We start from the raw sequence: 15507 nt of genomic DNA, 5'->3' as shown, positions 1-15507 counted from the left end.
GGCGCCGACGCTACTCCTCGCCGGGCGCCCCACCCTGTCGGCCCAGGGGGCGGGTGTCCGGGGTGACCTGGGTGCCCGGGGTGGCGCGGACAATGGTGATCAGGCGGTCCGTCAACTGCAGTTCGGCGACGGCGGGATCGTCGTAACCGAGCACCCGGTGCCCGCGCAGGACGCTCACCACCAGATCGTCCGACTCCCGCGGGCTCCTGCCCACCTCGGCCTTCATGACAGGGCGTTCGACCATGTCCAGCCCGCTGCCCTGCTGGATGAGGTCCTCCATGACCATGCCGGCGGCGGGGCTGAGCACGGACAGCCCCAGCAGCCGTCCCGCCGCGCTCGCGCTGGTGATCACCGCGTCCGCGCCGGACTGCTTGAGCAGCGGCGCGTTCTCCTCCTCGCGCACGGCGGCGACGATCTTCGCCGTCCGGTTGAGCTGGCGGGCCGTGAGGGTCACCAGGACGGCCGTGTCGTCCCGCTGGGCCGCGATGATGATCTGCCGCGCCCGCCGCACCTCGGCGCGCCCCAGCACCTCGCTGCGCGTGGCGTCGCCGACCACGCCCGCATACCCCTCCGCGGTGGCCGCCTCGATCGCCTTGGCACTGGGGTCGACCACGACGACCTGCTGTTTCTTCAGCCCCGTCGCGCAGACGGTCTGGATCGCCGACCTCCCCTTCGTGCCGAAGCCGACGACGACGGTGTGCTCGCGCAAGGTGGCCCTCCAGCGGCTCAGGCGCCATTCCTCGCGGGTGCGCTCGGTGAGGACTTCGAGCGTGGTGCCGACGAGGATGATCAGGAACAGCACGCGCAGCGGCGTGATGACGAGGATGTTGGTGAGCCGGGCGCTGTCACTGACCGGGGTGATGTCGCCGTACCCGGTGGTGGACAGGGTCACCGTCGCGTAGTACGCCGCGTCCAGGAGGTCGACGGAGCTGTCGGCGTTGTCGTGGTACCCGTCCCGGTCGGCGTAGACGACGAGCACGGTCAGCGCCAGGACCAGCAACGCCATGGCCAGCCGCCTGCCGACCTGGCGTATCGGGCGGTCCACCACTTTTCTCGGCAGTCTCACCCGGTGGGTCACGAGATGTTCGTCCGCCTGGCGGGCGATCGCGTCATGGCCCGGAAGTTTCACGTGAAACACACCCCGATCCCGGCGGCGGCCCAGGGCAGATCGAGCAGCTCGGTCTCCTGCCCCGGCCGGGCACCGCCCGGCGGTACGACGGCCAGCGCGTCGGCCGCCGCCACCCCGCGCAGCATGGCGGGCCCGTTGTAGTGCAGCACGGCCGCGTGGTCGCCGCGCAGCACCACGGGCACGAGCCGGGTGTCGTACGGGTGCCCGTGCACGGCGCTGTGCAGTGGCAGCGCGTACGGCTCCGGGGCCGGCCGGGCGGCCAGCGTCCGCAGCAGCGGCTCGGCGAGGGTGAGCAGGCCGGAGACGGCCGCGAGGGGGTTGCCGGGCAGGCCGACGAGGTGCTGGTCCTCCTTGGTGCGGGCCAGCAGCATGGGGTGGCCGGGCCGCACCGCGACCCCGTTCACCAGCAGTTCGGCACCGATCCGGCGCAGCGTGGGGTGGACATGGTCGACGGGTCCCGCCGCGGTCCCCCCGGTGGTGACGATCAGGTCGGCCTCGGACCGGGTGAGGGCCTTGTGCAGGGCCCTGGCGTCGTCCCCGATCCGGCGCACGCCGGTCACCTCGGCGCCGAACGCGCGCAGCCAGGGCGGCAGCATCGGCCCGAGCGCGTCCCGGATCCGGCCCTCGTGCGGCAGCCCCTCGGTGAGCAGCTCGTCCCCGAGGACCAGGACCTCCACGCGGGGGCGGGGCACCACGGTGACCGTGTCGTACCCGGCGGCCGCGGCCAGGCCCAGCACGGCCGGGGTGACCAGGGTGCCGGCGGGCAGCAGCTGCTCCCCGCCGCGGCACTCCTGGCCGCGCGGGCGGATGTCCTGGCCGTGGCCCATGTCGCGCAGGGAGTGCAGCTTGCCCTTGGCGTCGGTGCGGCCGTGCTCGGTGCGCAGCACGGCGGTGGTGTCCTGGGGGACGCGGGCGCCGGTCGCGATCCCGACCGCCTCCCCGTCGGTCAGCGGCTCGGGCTGGGCGTGCCCGGCCAGCGCGCCGCCTTCGCGCACGTCCCAGGGGCCGGGCCCGGCGACCGCCCAGCCGTCCATCGCGGAGGTGTCGAAGGAGGGCAGGTCGGTGAGGGCGGCGAGCGGCTCGGCCAGGACCAGGCCCAGGGCGGCGTCCAGCGGGACGGAGACGGGCGGACGGCCGCCACCGGCGCGGCCGGCCCGGGCCGCGGTCTCCCGGGCCCGGGGCCAGGAGATGGCCTGGTCGCCGGGGACGGCGGGGTCGCCGCAGTCGGCGGCGGGGGTGCCGTGGCCTTGCTGGGCCTGGCCGGGGGCGGAGATGGGGCCGGGAGCGCCGGAGGCGTGGCCGGGGGAGGGGACGCCGCCGGGGGCCGGCCCGTCGCCGCCGCCCGGGGTGCGGCCGCTGCCTTCCTTCACAAGTGCGAGGGCCTCCTCGACGTCGAGATCCTCGGCGTCCACGCCGGTCCGCACGCCGCGGGCGGTCATCCGGCGGCGTCCGGGCGGGTGTCGGGGCGGGTGTCTGGGCTGGGGGTGTTGGGCGTGGGGGTGGGGCCGGCGCCGGAGCCAGTGCCCGTGCCGGCGGTGGGGGTGGGGCCGGAGCCGGTGGTGGGCGTCGGGGTGGCGTCCGGGCGGGTGTCGGGGGTGGCGTCGGGGGCCACGTCGGCCTCGCCCTCGGCCGGCGTCCCCTCGGCCGTCGTCCCCTCGTCCGCCCAGCGCAGGGCGAGGGCGGCGGCCTTGCGGGCGGCCTCGGCGACCGCCTCGGGGCCCGCCCCGGCGCGGGCGGCCGCGTAGCCGACGAGGAAGGTGGTCAGGGGAGCCGCGGGCCGGGCCACGCCGTGGGCGGCGTCACGGGCGAGGTCGAGCAGCACGCCCGTGTCGACGTCCAGGTCGATGCCCAGCTCGTCCTTGACTGCGGAGATCCATTCATCCAGCACGTGCCCATGCTCCCTGATGCGTGCCCTGGCGATGGCGATGTCGTCCCAGGTGTCGCAGTCGAACGACGCGAGGTGATCGGGAACGCGGGTGAGGCCGAGCCCGGCGGTCAGCCGGCGCAGCGGCAGCCCGGTGAGCGTGCCGTGCTCCCGCACCAGCTCCGCCAGCCCGCGGCGCAGCGCCCCCGCACGGTAGGCGGCGACAAGCGGCTGGTCGCGCCCGTCGGCGTCGGTGAGCAGGGCGGCGTCGGCGCGGCCGGTGACCGGGGCGGCGTCGGTGCCGTCCGGGGGCAGGGCGGCCAGCAGCCGCCGTACCGTGGCCGGTTCGAGGAACGGGAGGTCGGCCGAGAGGACGACGACCCGTTCCGCCGTGGTGTGCCGCAGCCCGGCGGCGAGCGCGGCGAGCGGGCCGCCGCCGGGCGGTTCCTCGCGCGCCCAGCGCACCGGCCGTGCCGTGGGCCGCGGCCCGGCCACGACGACGGTGGTGCGCGCGTCGGCGCAGGCGCCGAGCACGCGGTCCAGTAGAGCGCGCCCGCCGACCCGCATCCCGGGCTTGTCGGCGCCGCCGAGCCGCCGCGCGGCACCACCGGCCAGCACGACGGCGTCGTAGACCGGCGCGAGGCCGCTGCCCGGCAGGCCGGGTGCGCCGGGTGCGCCGGGTGCGCCGGGTGCGCCGGGTGCGCCGGGTGGCTCGTGGGCGGTCATCCACCGAGTATGCGTCCCGCCCCCGGGCCCCGGGAACGCGGGCGCGGGCGCGCCCCCCGCCGTCACAACGTGCGCAGCAGCACCGCCGGCTGTTCCACGCAGTCGGCCACGTACCGCAGGAACCCGCCCGCCGTACCGCCGTCGCAGACCCGGTGGTCGAAGGTCAGCGAGAGCTGCACGACCTGCCGCACCGCCAGCTCGCCCTCGTGCACCCACGGCTTGGGGACGATGCGGCCCACGCCGAGCATGGCGGCCTCGGGGTGGTTGATGATCGGGGTGGAGCCGTCCACGCCGAACACGCCGTAGTTGTTCAACGTGAAGGTGCCGCCGGTGAGTTCCCCGGGGGTGAGGGTGCCCGCGCGGGCCGCCTCGGTGAGCCGGGCGAACTCGGCGGTCAGCGCATCGGCGTCCCGCGTGTGCGCGTCCCGCACGACGGGCACGACCAGCCCGCGATCGGTCTGCGCGGCGAAGCCCAGGTGCACGCGCTCCAGCCGGACGATCTCCCTGGCCTCGGTGTCGACCGTGGAGTTGAGTTCCGGGTGGCGGGCGAGCGCGGCCGTGCAGATCCGGGCGAGGAGCGCGAGCAGCGAGACCTTCGGACCGCCGGACGCGTTCATCGCCGTACGGGCGCGCAGCAGCTCCGTGGCGTCGGCGTCCACCCAGCAGGTCGCGTCGGGGATCTCGCGGCGGCTGCGGGACAGCTTGTCGGCGACGGCACCGCGGACGCCCTTGAGCGGCACCCGGGTACCGGCGGCCGCCGCCGTGACGGGCCCGCCCGCACCGGACGGGACCACCGGCGCCGGCGTCGCCTCGGCCGCGGCCCGCCCGGGGGCCGTACCGGCCCTGACGGCGTCCTCGACGTCCGCGCGCAGGATCAGCCCTTCGGGCCCCGAGCCCGCGAGACCGCGCAGGTCCACCCCGTTCTCCCGGGCGAGCCGGCGCACCAGCGGGGAGATCACGGGAACGGGCCCGCCGGCCAACCGCCCGGCCGCGGCCGCCACTTCCCCGTCGACCACCTCGGCAGCACCGGCGACACCGGCCACACCGGCGACACCGGCGACACCGGCGGAACGAGCACCTCCAGCACCTCCAGCCGCACCGGTCTTACCAGTCCCGCCGGTCCCACTGGTCCCACTGGTCCCACTGGCCGTGCCACCCGCCCCGACGACCGGCCGCACCCTCCGCCGCCGCGCCGGCGGCGCCCCCGTGCCGTACCCGACCAGCACGTTCCCGGACCCACCGGAGTCCGCGGAGTCACCGCCCCCGCCCCCGGCAGCCGCCCCGGAAGCCCCAGCGCCCCCCGGCGCCCCGGCGGACGCCTCCCCCACCGCGACCGTCAGCAGCGGCGCGCCCACGGGAAGTTCCTCGCCCTCCTTGCCGAAGCGGGCGGTGACCACACCCCCGTAGGGGCAGGGCACCTCGACCATCGCCTTGGCGGTCTCGACCTCGACGACCGGCTGGTCCACGGCGACGACGTCGCCCACCTCGACCAGCCAGCGGACGACCTCCGCCTCCGTCAGTCCCTCCCCCAGGTCGGGGAGCCTGAACTCCAGCACCTGTGCCATCAGCTCTCGGCCTCCCACTGCAGGCGCGCCACCGCGTCCAGGATCCGGTCGACGCCGGGCAGGTGGTGCCGCTCCAGCATCGGCGGCGGGTAGGGGATGTCGAACCCGGCCACCCGCAGCACCGGCGCCTCCAGGTGGTGGAAGCAGCGCTCCATGACCCGGGCGGCGATCTCCCCGCCCGGACCGCCGAAGGAACCCGCCTCGTGCACGACGACCGCCCGTCCGGTGCGCCGCACCGACGCGCACACCGTCTCGTCGTCGAACGGCACCAGCGAGCGCAGGTCGACGACCTCCAGGTCCCAGCCCTCGGCCGAAGCCGCCTCGGCGGCTTCGAGGCAGACGGGCAGGGAGGGGCCGTAGGTGATGAGGGTGGCGCTGCGGCCGGTGCGCCGCACCACGGCGCGGCCGATCGGGTCGACCGCGGGCGGCTCGTCCGGGTTCCAGGTGTCCTTCGACCAGTACAGCCGTTTGGGTTCGAGGAGGACGACCGGGTCGTCGGAGGCGATCGCGGCGCGCAGCAGCCCGTAGGCGTCGGCGACGGTCGCGGGCGTGACGACATGGATCCCGGGGGTCGCCATGTAGTACGCCTCGGAGGAGTCGCTGTGGTGCTCGACGCCCCCGATGCCGCCGCCGTAGGGGATGCGGATCGTCAGCGGCAGGGGCGTCCTGCCACGCGTGCGGTTGCGCATCTTGGCGACATGGCTGACGAGCTGTTCGAACGCCGGGTAGGCGAAGGCGTCGAACTGCATCTCGACGACCGGGCGCAGGCCGTACATGGCCATGCCGACGGCGGTGCCGAGGATGCCGGCCTCGGCCAGCGGCGTGTCCATGCAGCGCTCCTCGCCGAACTCCGCGGCGAGGCCGTCGGTGACGCGGAAGACACCGCCGAGGGTGCCGACGTCCTCGCCCATCACGTGCACGGCGGGGTCGGCGGCCATCGCGTCGCGCAACGCGCGCGTGAGGGCCTGGGCCATGGTGGCCGGTTTGAGGGCGACGGTGGTCATCGGGCCGTGCCCTCCTCCGGCTCGGCCGCCAGCTCCGCCCGCAACAGCTCGCGCTGTTCGCGCAGTTGCGGGGTCGGCTCGGCGTAGACATGGGTGAACAGGTCCATGGGGTCGAGCACCGGGTCCTGGTTCATGCGCTCGCGCAGCCGCGCGGCCATGGCCTCGGCGGCCTCGCGGGCGGTCGCGAGGCCCGCCTCGTCGATCAGCCCGCGCGTGGTCAGCTCGCGTTCCAGCAGGCCGACCGGGTCGTGGTCGCGCCAGGTCGCCACCTCCGCGTCGCCCCGGTAGCGGGTGGCGTCGTCGGCGTTGGTGTGCGCGTCGATGCGGTACGTCACCGCCTCGACCAGGGTGGGGCCGCCGCCCGCGCGCGCGTGCCGTACGGCGTCGGCGAGCACCTCGTGGACGGCCGCGGCGTCGTTGCCGTCGACCAGGCGGCCCGGCATGCCGTACCCGACGGCCTTGTGGGCGAGGGAGGGCGCGGCGGTCTGCTTGGCGAGCGGCACCGAGATGGCGAAGCCGTTGTTCTGCACCAGGAAGACGACCGGGGCGCGGCGGACCGCGGCGAAGTTCAGCGCCTCGTGGAAGTCGCCCTCGCTGGTGCCGCCGTCGCCGACCATGGCCAGGGCGACCACGTCGTCGCCCGTGAGCCGGGCGGCGTGGGCGAGGCCGACGGCGTGCGGAAGCTGGGTGGCCAGCGGGGTGGACAGCGGGGCGACCCGGTGCTCGCCGGGGTCGTAGCCGGTGTGCCAGTCGCCGCGCAGCAGCGTGAGGGCCTCGACCGGGTCCACACCGCGGGCGACGACGGCGAGCGTGTCGCGGTAGCTGGGGAAGAGCCAGTCGCGCTCTTCGAGGGCGAGCGCGGCGGCGACCTCGCAGGCCTCCTGGCCGGTGCTGGAGGGGTAGACGGCGAGCCGGCCCTGCTTGGTGAGGGCGGTGGCCTGGGTGTTGTACCGGCGGCCGAGGACCAGCTGCGCGTACAGACGGCGCAGCAGCTCCGGATCGGCCTTCGCGGCCGCCTCCGTGCCCAGGACGCGGTGGGGCTCGGCGTCGGGCAGCAGCGGCGCGGGGTCGGTACGGGGCTGCCAGGCGGGCGGCGGTGATGGCCGGTAAGCGCCTCGCTGCTCCATGACCGTCATGACGGCACCTCCTCGTGCGGACGGCTACGGGAGGCGCGTCGGCTGTGACCCGCCTCACCTACCGATTGTTCGGTCGTCGGCACAATTTGGCTACAGGCGGCCCCAGGCTGTGGACAAACGGTTCTCCACAGCCTGGGATGGACGCAGCGCGTCCATGGTGGAGAGGCGGGAGGACATGGCACCTGAACAAATGGCCGAGGGTCCGGACGGCACCGCCCCCTCGGCGGCCCGCCCGCTGGACGCCATCGACCAGGACATCCTGCGGATGCTCCAGACGGACGGCCGCGCCTCGATACGGTCGGTCGCCGAACGGGTGCACGTCTCGCGCGCCAACGCCTACGCCCGCATCAACCGCCTCGTCGAGGACGGCGTCATCCGCGGCTTCGGCGCCCGCGTCGACCATGAACGCGCTGGGCAGGGCACGTCCGCGTACATCACGCTGAAGATCGTGCAGAACTCCTGGCGCACGGTGCGCGAGGAGCTGCGCCGGCTGCCCGGCGCCTCCCACATCGCCCTGGTGGGCGGCGACTTCGACGTACTCCTGCTGGTGCACACCCCGGACAACCGGGCCCTGCGCGAGGTGGTGCTCACCCGGCTCCAGGCCATTCCCGAGGTGCTCAGCACCCGCACCCTGCTGGTGTTCGAGGAGGAGGACCTGGAGCCACAGGGGTGAGGTGCGGGCTTCGTGCCCGACGCGGAGCCGCGCGGGTGGCGGCGCGGCCGTGCCGTCAGTGCGAGGCCGCCGCCGCGCCCATCAGCAGCATGGCCATCAGCCCCGGCAGGAGTGCGCAGCCCAGTCCGGCACCCGCGCTCAGCATCCGCGGTGTCCGTGCGGGGCGGCGGTGCGGCAGCAGCCAGGCGAGGGCGAGCAGGCCGGTCGCCCAGTAGAGCACGCCGCCGAAGGCGCCCGGGCCGTCCTGGGACGCGAACCAGCGGTACTCCGCCACCAGGAACGGCAGTCCCAGCAGGGTGGCCACGAGCGGCGCCCGCCACCACGTGGGGTGGCCGGCGCCCGGCCGTGAGTCGTCGCGAGGCATGCGTCCAGCCCATCACCGGCGGCGGGCCGGGGCATCGGGCGGCGTACTCATCTCTCCCGGCGCCCCGCCCGCGCGCGTACCCACGCCGCCGGGGCCCCGGGGGCGGTCAGCCGGCGCTGCGCAGTCCTCCGAAGACCAGGTGGGTGACCGCCTCGGCCACCTCGCGCTCGCTCATGCCGCGCCCGTCGGGCCGGTACCACTCCACGATCGAGTTGATCATCCCGAAGACGAGCCGGGTGGCGAGCCGCACCTCCACGTCGCCGCGCACGTCGCCCTCGGCCGCCGCCGCCGTCAGCAGCTCGGCCACCCGGTGGTCGAACATGCGGCGCCGCTCCAGCGCCCAGCGCTCGGTCTCGGTGTTGCCGCGCACCCGCAGCAGCAGCGTGACGTACGGCAGTTCGGCGATGAGCACCTCGACCATGCGCCGTACGACGTACTCCAGGCGCCCGGAGGCACGCCCCACGCGCGCGTGCTCCTCGTCGAGGATCCCGAAGAGCCCGTCCAGCGCCCGGCTGACGGCACGGCGCAGCAGCTCCTCCTTGCCGGAGACATGGTGGTAGATCGACGACTTGGAGATGCCGGCCGCCTTGGACAGGTGCTCCATGGAGGTGCCGTCGTAGCCGCGCTCGTTGAAGACCCGCACGGCCACCGAGAGCAGCGTCTGCGGGGTGTACGTGTCGCGTCTGGCGGTGGTCATGAGGCGGCCTCCCGCTTGTCGGTGGCGTACGCGTGGCGGTAGAGCGCGAGGGAGGGGGCGTAGCGTCCGCAGGGGTCGCGCAGGTGCAGGTCGTCCAGGAGGCCGTAGGCCCAGGTGCGGCCGAGGCGGCGGCTCCACTCGAAGGGGCCGAGGGGGTAGTTGACGCCCAGCCGCATCGCGGTGTCGATGTCCTCCTCGGTGGCCACGCCCTTGGCGACGGCGTCGTGCGCCAGGTCGACGATCCTGGCGACCGTGCGGGCGACGATCATGCCGGGGACGTCCCCGATGACGCTGACGTCCTTGCCGAGCGCCTGGAACAGGCCGATGGCCTCCGTCAGGGTCTGCGGGGCGGTGTCCTGGGAGGCGGACAGGGCGATCCGGGTGGCCCGGCGGTAGTCGAGCGCCAGGTCGAAGTAGACGACGTCCCGGAACTCCACCGAGGTCTGCCCGTCGGCGAGGACGAGCTGTCCGCCGCTGGGCAGCACCAGGCGGGTGCCGTGGTCCTCGTCCTCCTCGCGCACGGGGACGCCCGCCTCGCGGATCAGCGCGAGCAGTTCGGCGGCCGGGCCCAGGTCGCCCTCGGCGACGACGTACGCGGGCGGCCGGGCGCGCTCGGCGGTGTGCGGCTCGGGGCGCTCGGCGCCCTCGCCGTGGTCGTACCAGCCGTGGCCGCTCTTGCGGCCGAGCCGGCCGGACTCGACCAGGCGCCGCTGGGCCAGCGAGGGCGTGAAGCGCACGTCCTGGAAGAAGGACCGCCACACGGAGTGCGTGACGGACTCGTTGACGTCCTGCCCGATGAGGTCGGTCAGCTCGAAGGCGCCCATCCTGAACCCGCCGGACTCGCGCAGCACGGCGTCGATGGTGGCCGGGTCGGCGGCCTGGCCCTCGTACACGGCGAACGCCTCGGCGTAGAAGGGGCGCGCGATGCGGTTGACGATGAACCCGGGCGTGTCGGCGCAGGCCACCGGGGTCTTGCCCCAGGCGCGGGCCATCTCGTACGCGCGCGTGGCCGACGTGACGTCCGTGGCGAACCCGGAGACGACCTCGACCAGCGGCATCAGCGGCGCCGGATTGAAGAAGTGCAGGCCCACGAAGCGGCCGGGGTTGCGCAGCGCGCCGCCGATGGCGGTCACCGACAGGGACGAGGTGTTGGTGGCGAGCAGGCAGTCGTCGGCGACGACGTCCTCCAGCTCCTTCAGCAGGTCCTGTTTGGCGTCCAGGCGCTCCAGGACGGCTTCGACGACCAGCGCGCAGTCGGCGAGTCCGGCCAGGCTCGCGGCGGGCTCCAGCCGGGCGCGGGCCGCGTCCCGGTCGGCGCCGGTGAGCCGGTCCTTCGCGACGAGCCGGTCGAGCCGGGCGCCGATCGCCGCGGCCGCCTCCGCGGCCCGCCCGGGCACGGCGTCGTACAGCCGTACGACATGGCCGGCGGCCAGCGCGACCTGGGCTATGCCCTGGCCCATGGTGCCGGTGCCGACGACGGCCACGGGGCTGCTGAGGTCCAGTGCTGTCATGTGCGCGATCCTCCCGCACGGCGTTTTCCACCGGCGCGGCGGTCCCCCCGCCGGGACTTTTCCACAGATGCGGCGGAGCCTCTTGTCCCGACCGATCGTTCGGTTACTCTAACTCTGACCGGCTGTCCCCGCCCATGTTTCTGCCAGGTCATGAGCTCGACGAGGAGCTCGTGAGACAAGGAGTTGGTCCCGCATGGCCGCCGAACCGACCGCGCACGAGCTCATCGCCCGCCACCGGCCCACTCTCGACCAGGCCCTGGAAGCGATCCGCACCCGCGCGTACTGGTCGCCCCACCCCGAGCACCCCAAGGCCTACGGCGAGCACGGCAGCCTGGACGCGGCCGCGGGCAAGGCCGCCTTCGACGCCGTCCTGGGCACCCGCCTCGACCTCGGCCAGCCCGGCACGGACGACTGGGTGGGCGGCGAGGTCTCGCCGTACGGCATCGAGCTGGGCGTGACGTACCCGCACGCGGACATCGACGTGCTGCTGCCCGCCATGAAGGCAGGGCAGCGGGCGTGGCGCGACGCGGGGCCCGAGACGCGTGCCGCGGTCTGCCTGGAGATCCTCCAGCGGATCAGCGACCGGACGCACGAGTTCGCGCACGCGGTCATGCACACCTCCGGCCAGGCGTTCATGATGGCGTTCCAGGCGGGCGGCCCGCACGCCCAGGACCGCGGCCTGGAAGCGGTAGCCTACGCCTACGCGGAGCAGGTGCGCACCCCCGCGAGCGCCGAGTGGTCCAAGCCGCAGGGCAAGCGCGACCCGCTCACCCTCACCAAGGAGTTCACCCCGGTCCCCCGGGGCATCGCCCTGGTCATCGGCTGCAACACCTTCCCCACCTGGAACGGCTATCCGGGCCTGTTCGCCTCCCTGGCCACCGGCAACGCGGTCCTGGTCAAGCCCCACCCGCGCGCGGTGCTGCCGCTCGCGCTCACCGTCCAGGTCGCCCGCGAGGTGCTGGCCGAGGCCGGCTTCGCCGCCGATCTGGTGGCCCTGGCCGCCGAGCGGCCCGGCGAGGGCATCGCCAAGGCCCTGGCCACCCGCCCCGAGATCAGGATCATCGACTACACCGGCTCCACCGCCTTCGGCGACTGGCTGGAGGCCAACGCCCGCCAGGCGCAGGTCTACACCGAGAAGGCCGGCGTCAACACGGTCGTCGTCGAGTCGACCGGGAACTACCGGGGCATGCTGGCCAACCTGGCCTTCTCCCTGTCCCTGTACAGCGGCCAGATGTGCACCACCCCGCAGAACCTGCTGATCCCCCGCGACGGCATCCGCACCGACGAGGGCCCCAGGTCCTTCGACGAGGTGACCTCGGACCTCGCTCAGGCGGTCGGCGGCCTGCTCGGCGACGACGCCCGCGCGAACGCCCTGCTCGGCGCGATCGTCAGCCCGGACGTCAAGGCCCGCCTGGAGGCCGCGGCGGCCCTCGGCGAGGTCGCCCTCGCCTCCCGCGAGGTCGTGCACCCGGACTTCCCGGACGCGGTGGTCCGCACCCCGGTGATCGTGAAGCTGGACGGCGCCAAGCCGGACGGCGAGGCCGCCTGCATGAGCGAGTGCTTCGGCCCGGTCTCCTTCGCCGTGGCGGTCGACTCGGCCGCCGGCGCGGTGGAGCTGCTGGGGCGCACGATCCGCGAGAAGGGCGCCATGACGGTGGGCGCCTACACGATGGACGACGAGGTCGCGCGGGCGGTCGAGGAGGTCTGCCTGGAGGAGGCCGCCCAGCTGTCGCTGAACCTCACCGGCGGGGTGTACGTCAACCAGACGGCCGCCTTCTCCGACTTCCACGGCTCCGGCGGCAACCCGGCGGCCAACGCGGCCCTCACCGACGGCGCGTTCGTGGCGAACCGCTTCCGGGTGGTGGAGGTCCGCCGGGAGGCGTAGCCCCGCGCCCGGCCCGGGCAGCCGCTCAGGGTGCGCCCCCGGTGGCACTCCAGTGGTACAGCGTCATCGCCACACTGGTGGCGAGGTTGTAGCTGGAGACCTGGGGGCGCATCGGCAGCGCCACCAGGTGGTCGGTGCGGGCCCGCAGCTCGGCGGAGAGCCCGCTGCGCTCGGAGCCGAAGGCGAGGACGGCGTCGTCGGGCAGCTTCAGCCCGCGGATGTCCTCGCCCTCGGGGTCGAGCGCGAACAGCGGCCCGCGCGGGAGTTCCGCCACGGCCAGCCGCTCCACGACGGTCGCGAAGTGCAGGCCCGCGCCGCCGCGCACCACGGTCGGGTGCCAGGGGTCGAGGGTGCCCGTGGTGACCACCCCGGTCGCGCCGAATCCGGCGGCCAGCCGGATCACCGCCCCCGCGTTGCCCAGGTTGCGCGGCTGGTCCAGGACGACGACCGGCGCACGGCGGGGCGTGCGCGCCAGTGCCCGCAGCCCTTCCTCGCGGGAGGGCCGTACGGCGAGCGCGGCCACGGCGGTGGGGTGCGGGCGCGGCACCAGCGAGGCGTATGTCTCGCGGGGCACCTCGGCCAACAGCGCGTCCAGCGCGGGCCGTACGTCCGGCGCCAGTTCGCCGGCGAGGGCGAGGGCCGCCACACGGTCGGCGGCGACCGCCACCGGGACCTCGGCCCCGAAGCGCAGCGCGTGCTTGAGGGCGTGGAAGCCGTCCAGCAGTACGGCGCTGTCCGCGAGCCGGTGCCAGGCGCCTACGGGGTCGTTCATGCCGGGAAGCCTACGCGGGCGGGCTCGGCGTCCTCCGGCGAGCGCGGCTCCTCCCTCTCCGGCCGGCCCGCGCGCCGCGGCAGGCGTCCCCCCGCGCGTGCCGCCCACGCGCCCAGCCGGTGCAGGAACGGCGTCGGCAGGAACACCGCGTCCGTCGCGATCATCGCCAGCGAGAAGAACGGCAGCCCGAGGACGACCGCGATCACCGCGTGCTCGGTCATCATGGCGACCAGCAGGACGTTCTTCACCCGCCGGTTGAACACCGTGAACGGGAAGGCGACCTGCACGATCACCGTCCCGTAGGTGGCGAGCATCATCATCGTCCCGCTGGAGGACAGCAGGCCGGCCAGGTGCGGCCAGGGCGAGAAGTAGTCCAGGTGGAGCGGGTAGTAGACGGCGGTGCCGTCCTGCCAGCGCGAGCCCTGGATCTTGTACCAGCCGGCCGTCGCGTAGACCACGCAGGCCTCCGCCATGATGACGAGCAGGGCGCCGTTGTGCAGCAGCCGGGCGACGACGTCGAGCAGGATCCGTGGCTGGTCCCACCCGGCGCGCCGCCCGACGGCCCAGTACAGCGCCTGGGCCGCCCACACCGACCACACCAGGGCGGGCACCAGCCACTCGCCCTGTGTCCTGCCCGCCGCGGTGACCGCGGCCAGGGCGAGACCGAGCAGGCCCCACAGCGCGGGGCCGACCCGGTCGGGCACCCGCTCCCCGCGCGCGCGGGCCGCCCGGTCGCGGGCGGCGCGGCGCGCGTCCAGCGACCACACCTGCCCGCACCGGGTGAACACCAGGTAGATCGACATCAGGTGCAGGACGTTGTCCCCGCCGTCACCGATGAAGACACTGCGGTTCTGCAGCGAGAGCACCCCGAGCATGAACAGCACGGACATGGTGCGGGTGCGCCAGCCCAGCAGCAGCAGCACGCTCGACAGCACGGCCAGCCCGTAGACGGTCTCGAACCAGAACTGGCCGCGGAACCACATCAGGGCGGTGAAGGCGCCGTTGTCCCCGGTCAGCCGCCGGGCGAGGGCCCAGCTCCACGGGCCGTCGGGCCCGTACATCTCCTGGCGGTGCGGCAGCTCGCGCAGCAGGAACAGCAGCCAGGTCGCGGAGAAACCGATGCGTATCACGGCCGTCTGGCAGGGGCCGAGCGCCGCGTCGGTGACCCGGGCGACACCGGCCGAGAACGGGGGACGGTTCACGCCACACCTCCCTGGGCCTCGCCGGCCGGGACCGCCCACCAGGGCAGCAGCCGGTACGCGGGCGTGGTCGACACCTTCTCCCCGCTCCAGGCGGGCGGGGGCACGTTGATGGTCCGGACGCGGACCTGGACGCGTTCGAGCCGGCCGCCCGCACCGGCCGCGTGCGCGCGGTCGAGCCGCAGCACCACGATGCGGCGCAGGTACTGCTCCGACAGGGCGCCGCGCGGGCCCGTGGCGCGGCTGTCGCCGTCGTGCGTGTCGGCGTAGAAGTCCAGCGCGCGGCGCAGCTCGTTCTGCTGGGTGTGGCTGGGCAGCAGGTTCCCCTCGATGGCCCGGCCGTCCTGCGCGGACAGGTCGTACCAGCCGGTGGTGCGGAGGTCTCCGCCCGCCGAACCGGTCTCGGCCCGCACCTGTACGCCGATGTTCTGCTGCAACGGGTTCGGCGCGAACAGCTTCCAGTTCTGCTCGAACTCCGGGTAGATCCATTCGTCGACGGCCTTGCCGTGCTCTTTCGACACCGTGTTCGACGGCGCGACATGCAGGAACACCATGCCGAGGTGCACGCAGACGGCCACCGCGACGACCGCGAGCGCCAGCGCCGCGCCCGCCTGATAGAGGGGGGAGAGCGCGGCGATCCCCTCGGCGGCACCGGGGGCAGGGGTGCCGGGCGCTGGAGCGGTGCCGGGTGCGGAGGGGGCGGCGGGTCCGGAAGGGTCAGCGGGCCCGGAAGAGGCGGCGGGCCCGGTGCCGGCGGGCGGGAGGGCCGCCGGGTCCGCGGGGCGTTCCGCCCCGCCGGACGACCGCGGCCGGGGGAGCGAGCCCGGTCCGGCGGGTGGGACCGACGCGCCGGCTCCGGCGGCACCGTCCGCCGTGTCCGTTCCCTCCGGCCCGTCCGGCTTGTCCGGCTTGTCCGGGGCGTTCGAACCCCCGCCGTACGCTTCCATCACGCCCCGTTTCCCGATCCCGGCCCGTTCTCGGA

The 15507-nt window shown here is 74.8% G+C and carries 14 protein-coding genes; 2 read left to right on the top strand and 12 right to left on the bottom strand.

The genetic code is table 11. The features are described 5' to 3' along the window. Positions 1-10: 10 nt before the first annotated feature. The 6 genes from ABZ858_RS33190 to pdhA all read right to left on the bottom strand — a co-directional run bounded on the left by ABZ858_RS33190 (position 11) and on the right by pdhA (position 7424). On the bottom strand, positions 11-1129 hold the full coding sequence (locus ABZ858_RS33190) for a potassium channel family protein (RefSeq protein WP_361387253.1): 1119 nt from the start codon (positions 1127-1129) through the stop codon (positions 11-13). Further along, the gene (locus tag ABZ858_RS33185; RefSeq protein WP_361387250.1) at positions 1126-2568 is read right to left on the bottom strand and encodes a molybdopterin molybdotransferase MoeA; all 1443 of its coding nucleotides are present in this window, start codon (positions 2566-2568) and stop codon (positions 1126-1128) included. The genes ABZ858_RS33190 and ABZ858_RS33185 overlap by 4 nt, the downstream gene beginning before the upstream one ends. Next, complete coding sequence (locus ABZ858_RS33180) at positions 2565-3719, bottom strand: NTP transferase domain-containing protein (RefSeq protein ID WP_361387248.1); 1155 nt, start codon at positions 3717-3719, stop codon at positions 2565-2567. The genes ABZ858_RS33185 and ABZ858_RS33180 overlap by 4 nt, the downstream gene beginning before the upstream one ends. Before the next feature lie 62 nt (positions 3720-3781). Further along, a complete protein-coding gene (locus ABZ858_RS33175) occupies positions 3782-5284 on the bottom strand; it encodes a dihydrolipoamide acetyltransferase family protein (protein ID WP_361387245.1) in 1503 nt (500 codons plus the stop codon). Further along, positions 5284-6288 carry an alpha-ketoacid dehydrogenase subunit beta gene (locus tag ABZ858_RS33170; RefSeq protein WP_361387242.1) on the bottom strand — a complete coding sequence of 335 codons (1005 nt, stop codon included), beginning with the start codon at positions 6286-6288 and terminating at the stop codon, positions 5284-5286. Before ABZ858_RS33170 ends, ABZ858_RS33175 begins: the two co-directional genes overlap by 1 nt. Beyond that, positions 6285-7424, bottom strand: a complete 1140-nt coding sequence (pdhA, locus tag ABZ858_RS33165; protein WP_361387239.1) for a pyruvate dehydrogenase (acetyl-transferring) E1 component subunit alpha — start codon at positions 7422-7424, stop codon at positions 6285-6287. Before pdhA ends, ABZ858_RS33170 begins: the two co-directional genes overlap by 4 nt. A gap of 190 nt (positions 7425-7614) precedes the next feature. On the opposite strand from pdhA, the gene ABZ858_RS33160 reads away from it, so the two are divergent. Beyond that, a complete protein-coding gene (locus tag ABZ858_RS33160) occupies positions 7615-8097 on the top strand; it encodes an Lrp/AsnC family transcriptional regulator (RefSeq protein ID WP_361387453.1) in 483 nt (160 codons plus the stop codon). Positions 8098-8152: 55 nt separating this feature from the next. Here ABZ858_RS33160 and ABZ858_RS33155 read toward each other — a convergent pair whose 3' ends face one another. The 3 genes from ABZ858_RS33155 to ABZ858_RS33145 all read right to left on the bottom strand — a co-directional run bounded on the left by ABZ858_RS33155 (position 8153) and on the right by ABZ858_RS33145 (position 10669). Continuing rightward, a complete protein-coding gene (locus ABZ858_RS33155) occupies positions 8153-8461 on the bottom strand; it encodes a hypothetical protein (protein WP_361387236.1) in 309 nt (102 codons plus the stop codon). A 106-nt stretch (positions 8462-8567) separates the two neighbouring features. Continuing rightward, entirely contained in the window at positions 8568-9158 is a 591-nt protein-coding gene (locus tag ABZ858_RS33150) for a TetR/AcrR family transcriptional regulator (protein ID WP_361387233.1), read from the bottom strand. Then, positions 9155-10669, bottom strand: coding sequence for a 3-hydroxyacyl-CoA dehydrogenase (locus ABZ858_RS33145; RefSeq protein ID WP_361387230.1), 1515 nt, complete (start codon positions 10667-10669; stop codon positions 9155-9157). The genes ABZ858_RS33150 and ABZ858_RS33145 overlap by 4 nt, the downstream gene beginning before the upstream one ends. Positions 10670-10862: 193 nt before the next feature. Between ABZ858_RS33145 and paaN the strand changes: the two genes are divergently transcribed. After that, the gene (gene paaN, locus ABZ858_RS33140; protein WP_361387227.1) at positions 10863-12554 is read left to right on the top strand and encodes a phenylacetic acid degradation protein PaaN; all 1692 of its coding nucleotides are present in this window, start codon (positions 10863-10865) and stop codon (positions 12552-12554) included. Positions 12555-12579: 25 nt separating this feature from the next. On the opposite strand, the gene ABZ858_RS33135 is transcribed toward paaN, so the two are convergent. Genes ABZ858_RS33135 through ABZ858_RS33125 form a run of 3 tightly spaced genes read right to left on the bottom strand, consistent with a single transcriptional unit; the run spans position 12580 to position 15472 of the window. Then, positions 12580-13326 (bottom strand): TrmH family RNA methyltransferase, encoded by a 747-nt coding sequence (locus ABZ858_RS33135; RefSeq protein WP_361387224.1) that lies wholly within the window; start codon positions 13324-13326, stop codon positions 12580-12582. Then, positions 13323-14528 (bottom strand): HTTM domain-containing protein, encoded by a 1206-nt coding sequence (locus ABZ858_RS33130; RefSeq protein WP_361387221.1) that lies wholly within the window; start codon positions 14526-14528, stop codon positions 13323-13325. Before ABZ858_RS33130 ends, ABZ858_RS33135 begins: the two co-directional genes overlap by 4 nt. Beyond that, positions 14525-15472 (bottom strand): DUF5819 family protein, encoded by a 948-nt coding sequence (locus tag ABZ858_RS33125; protein ID WP_361387451.1) that lies wholly within the window; start codon positions 15470-15472, stop codon positions 14525-14527. Before ABZ858_RS33125 ends, ABZ858_RS33130 begins: the two co-directional genes overlap by 4 nt. Between the last annotated feature and the right edge of the window lie 35 nt (positions 15473-15507).

The organism is Streptomyces sp. NPDC047017, from assembly GCF_040644175.1.
Classification (GTDB): domain Bacteria; phylum Actinomycetota; class Actinomycetes; order Streptomycetales; family Streptomycetaceae; genus Streptomyces.
This window is presented reverse-complemented; position numbering and strand designations above follow the sequence as displayed.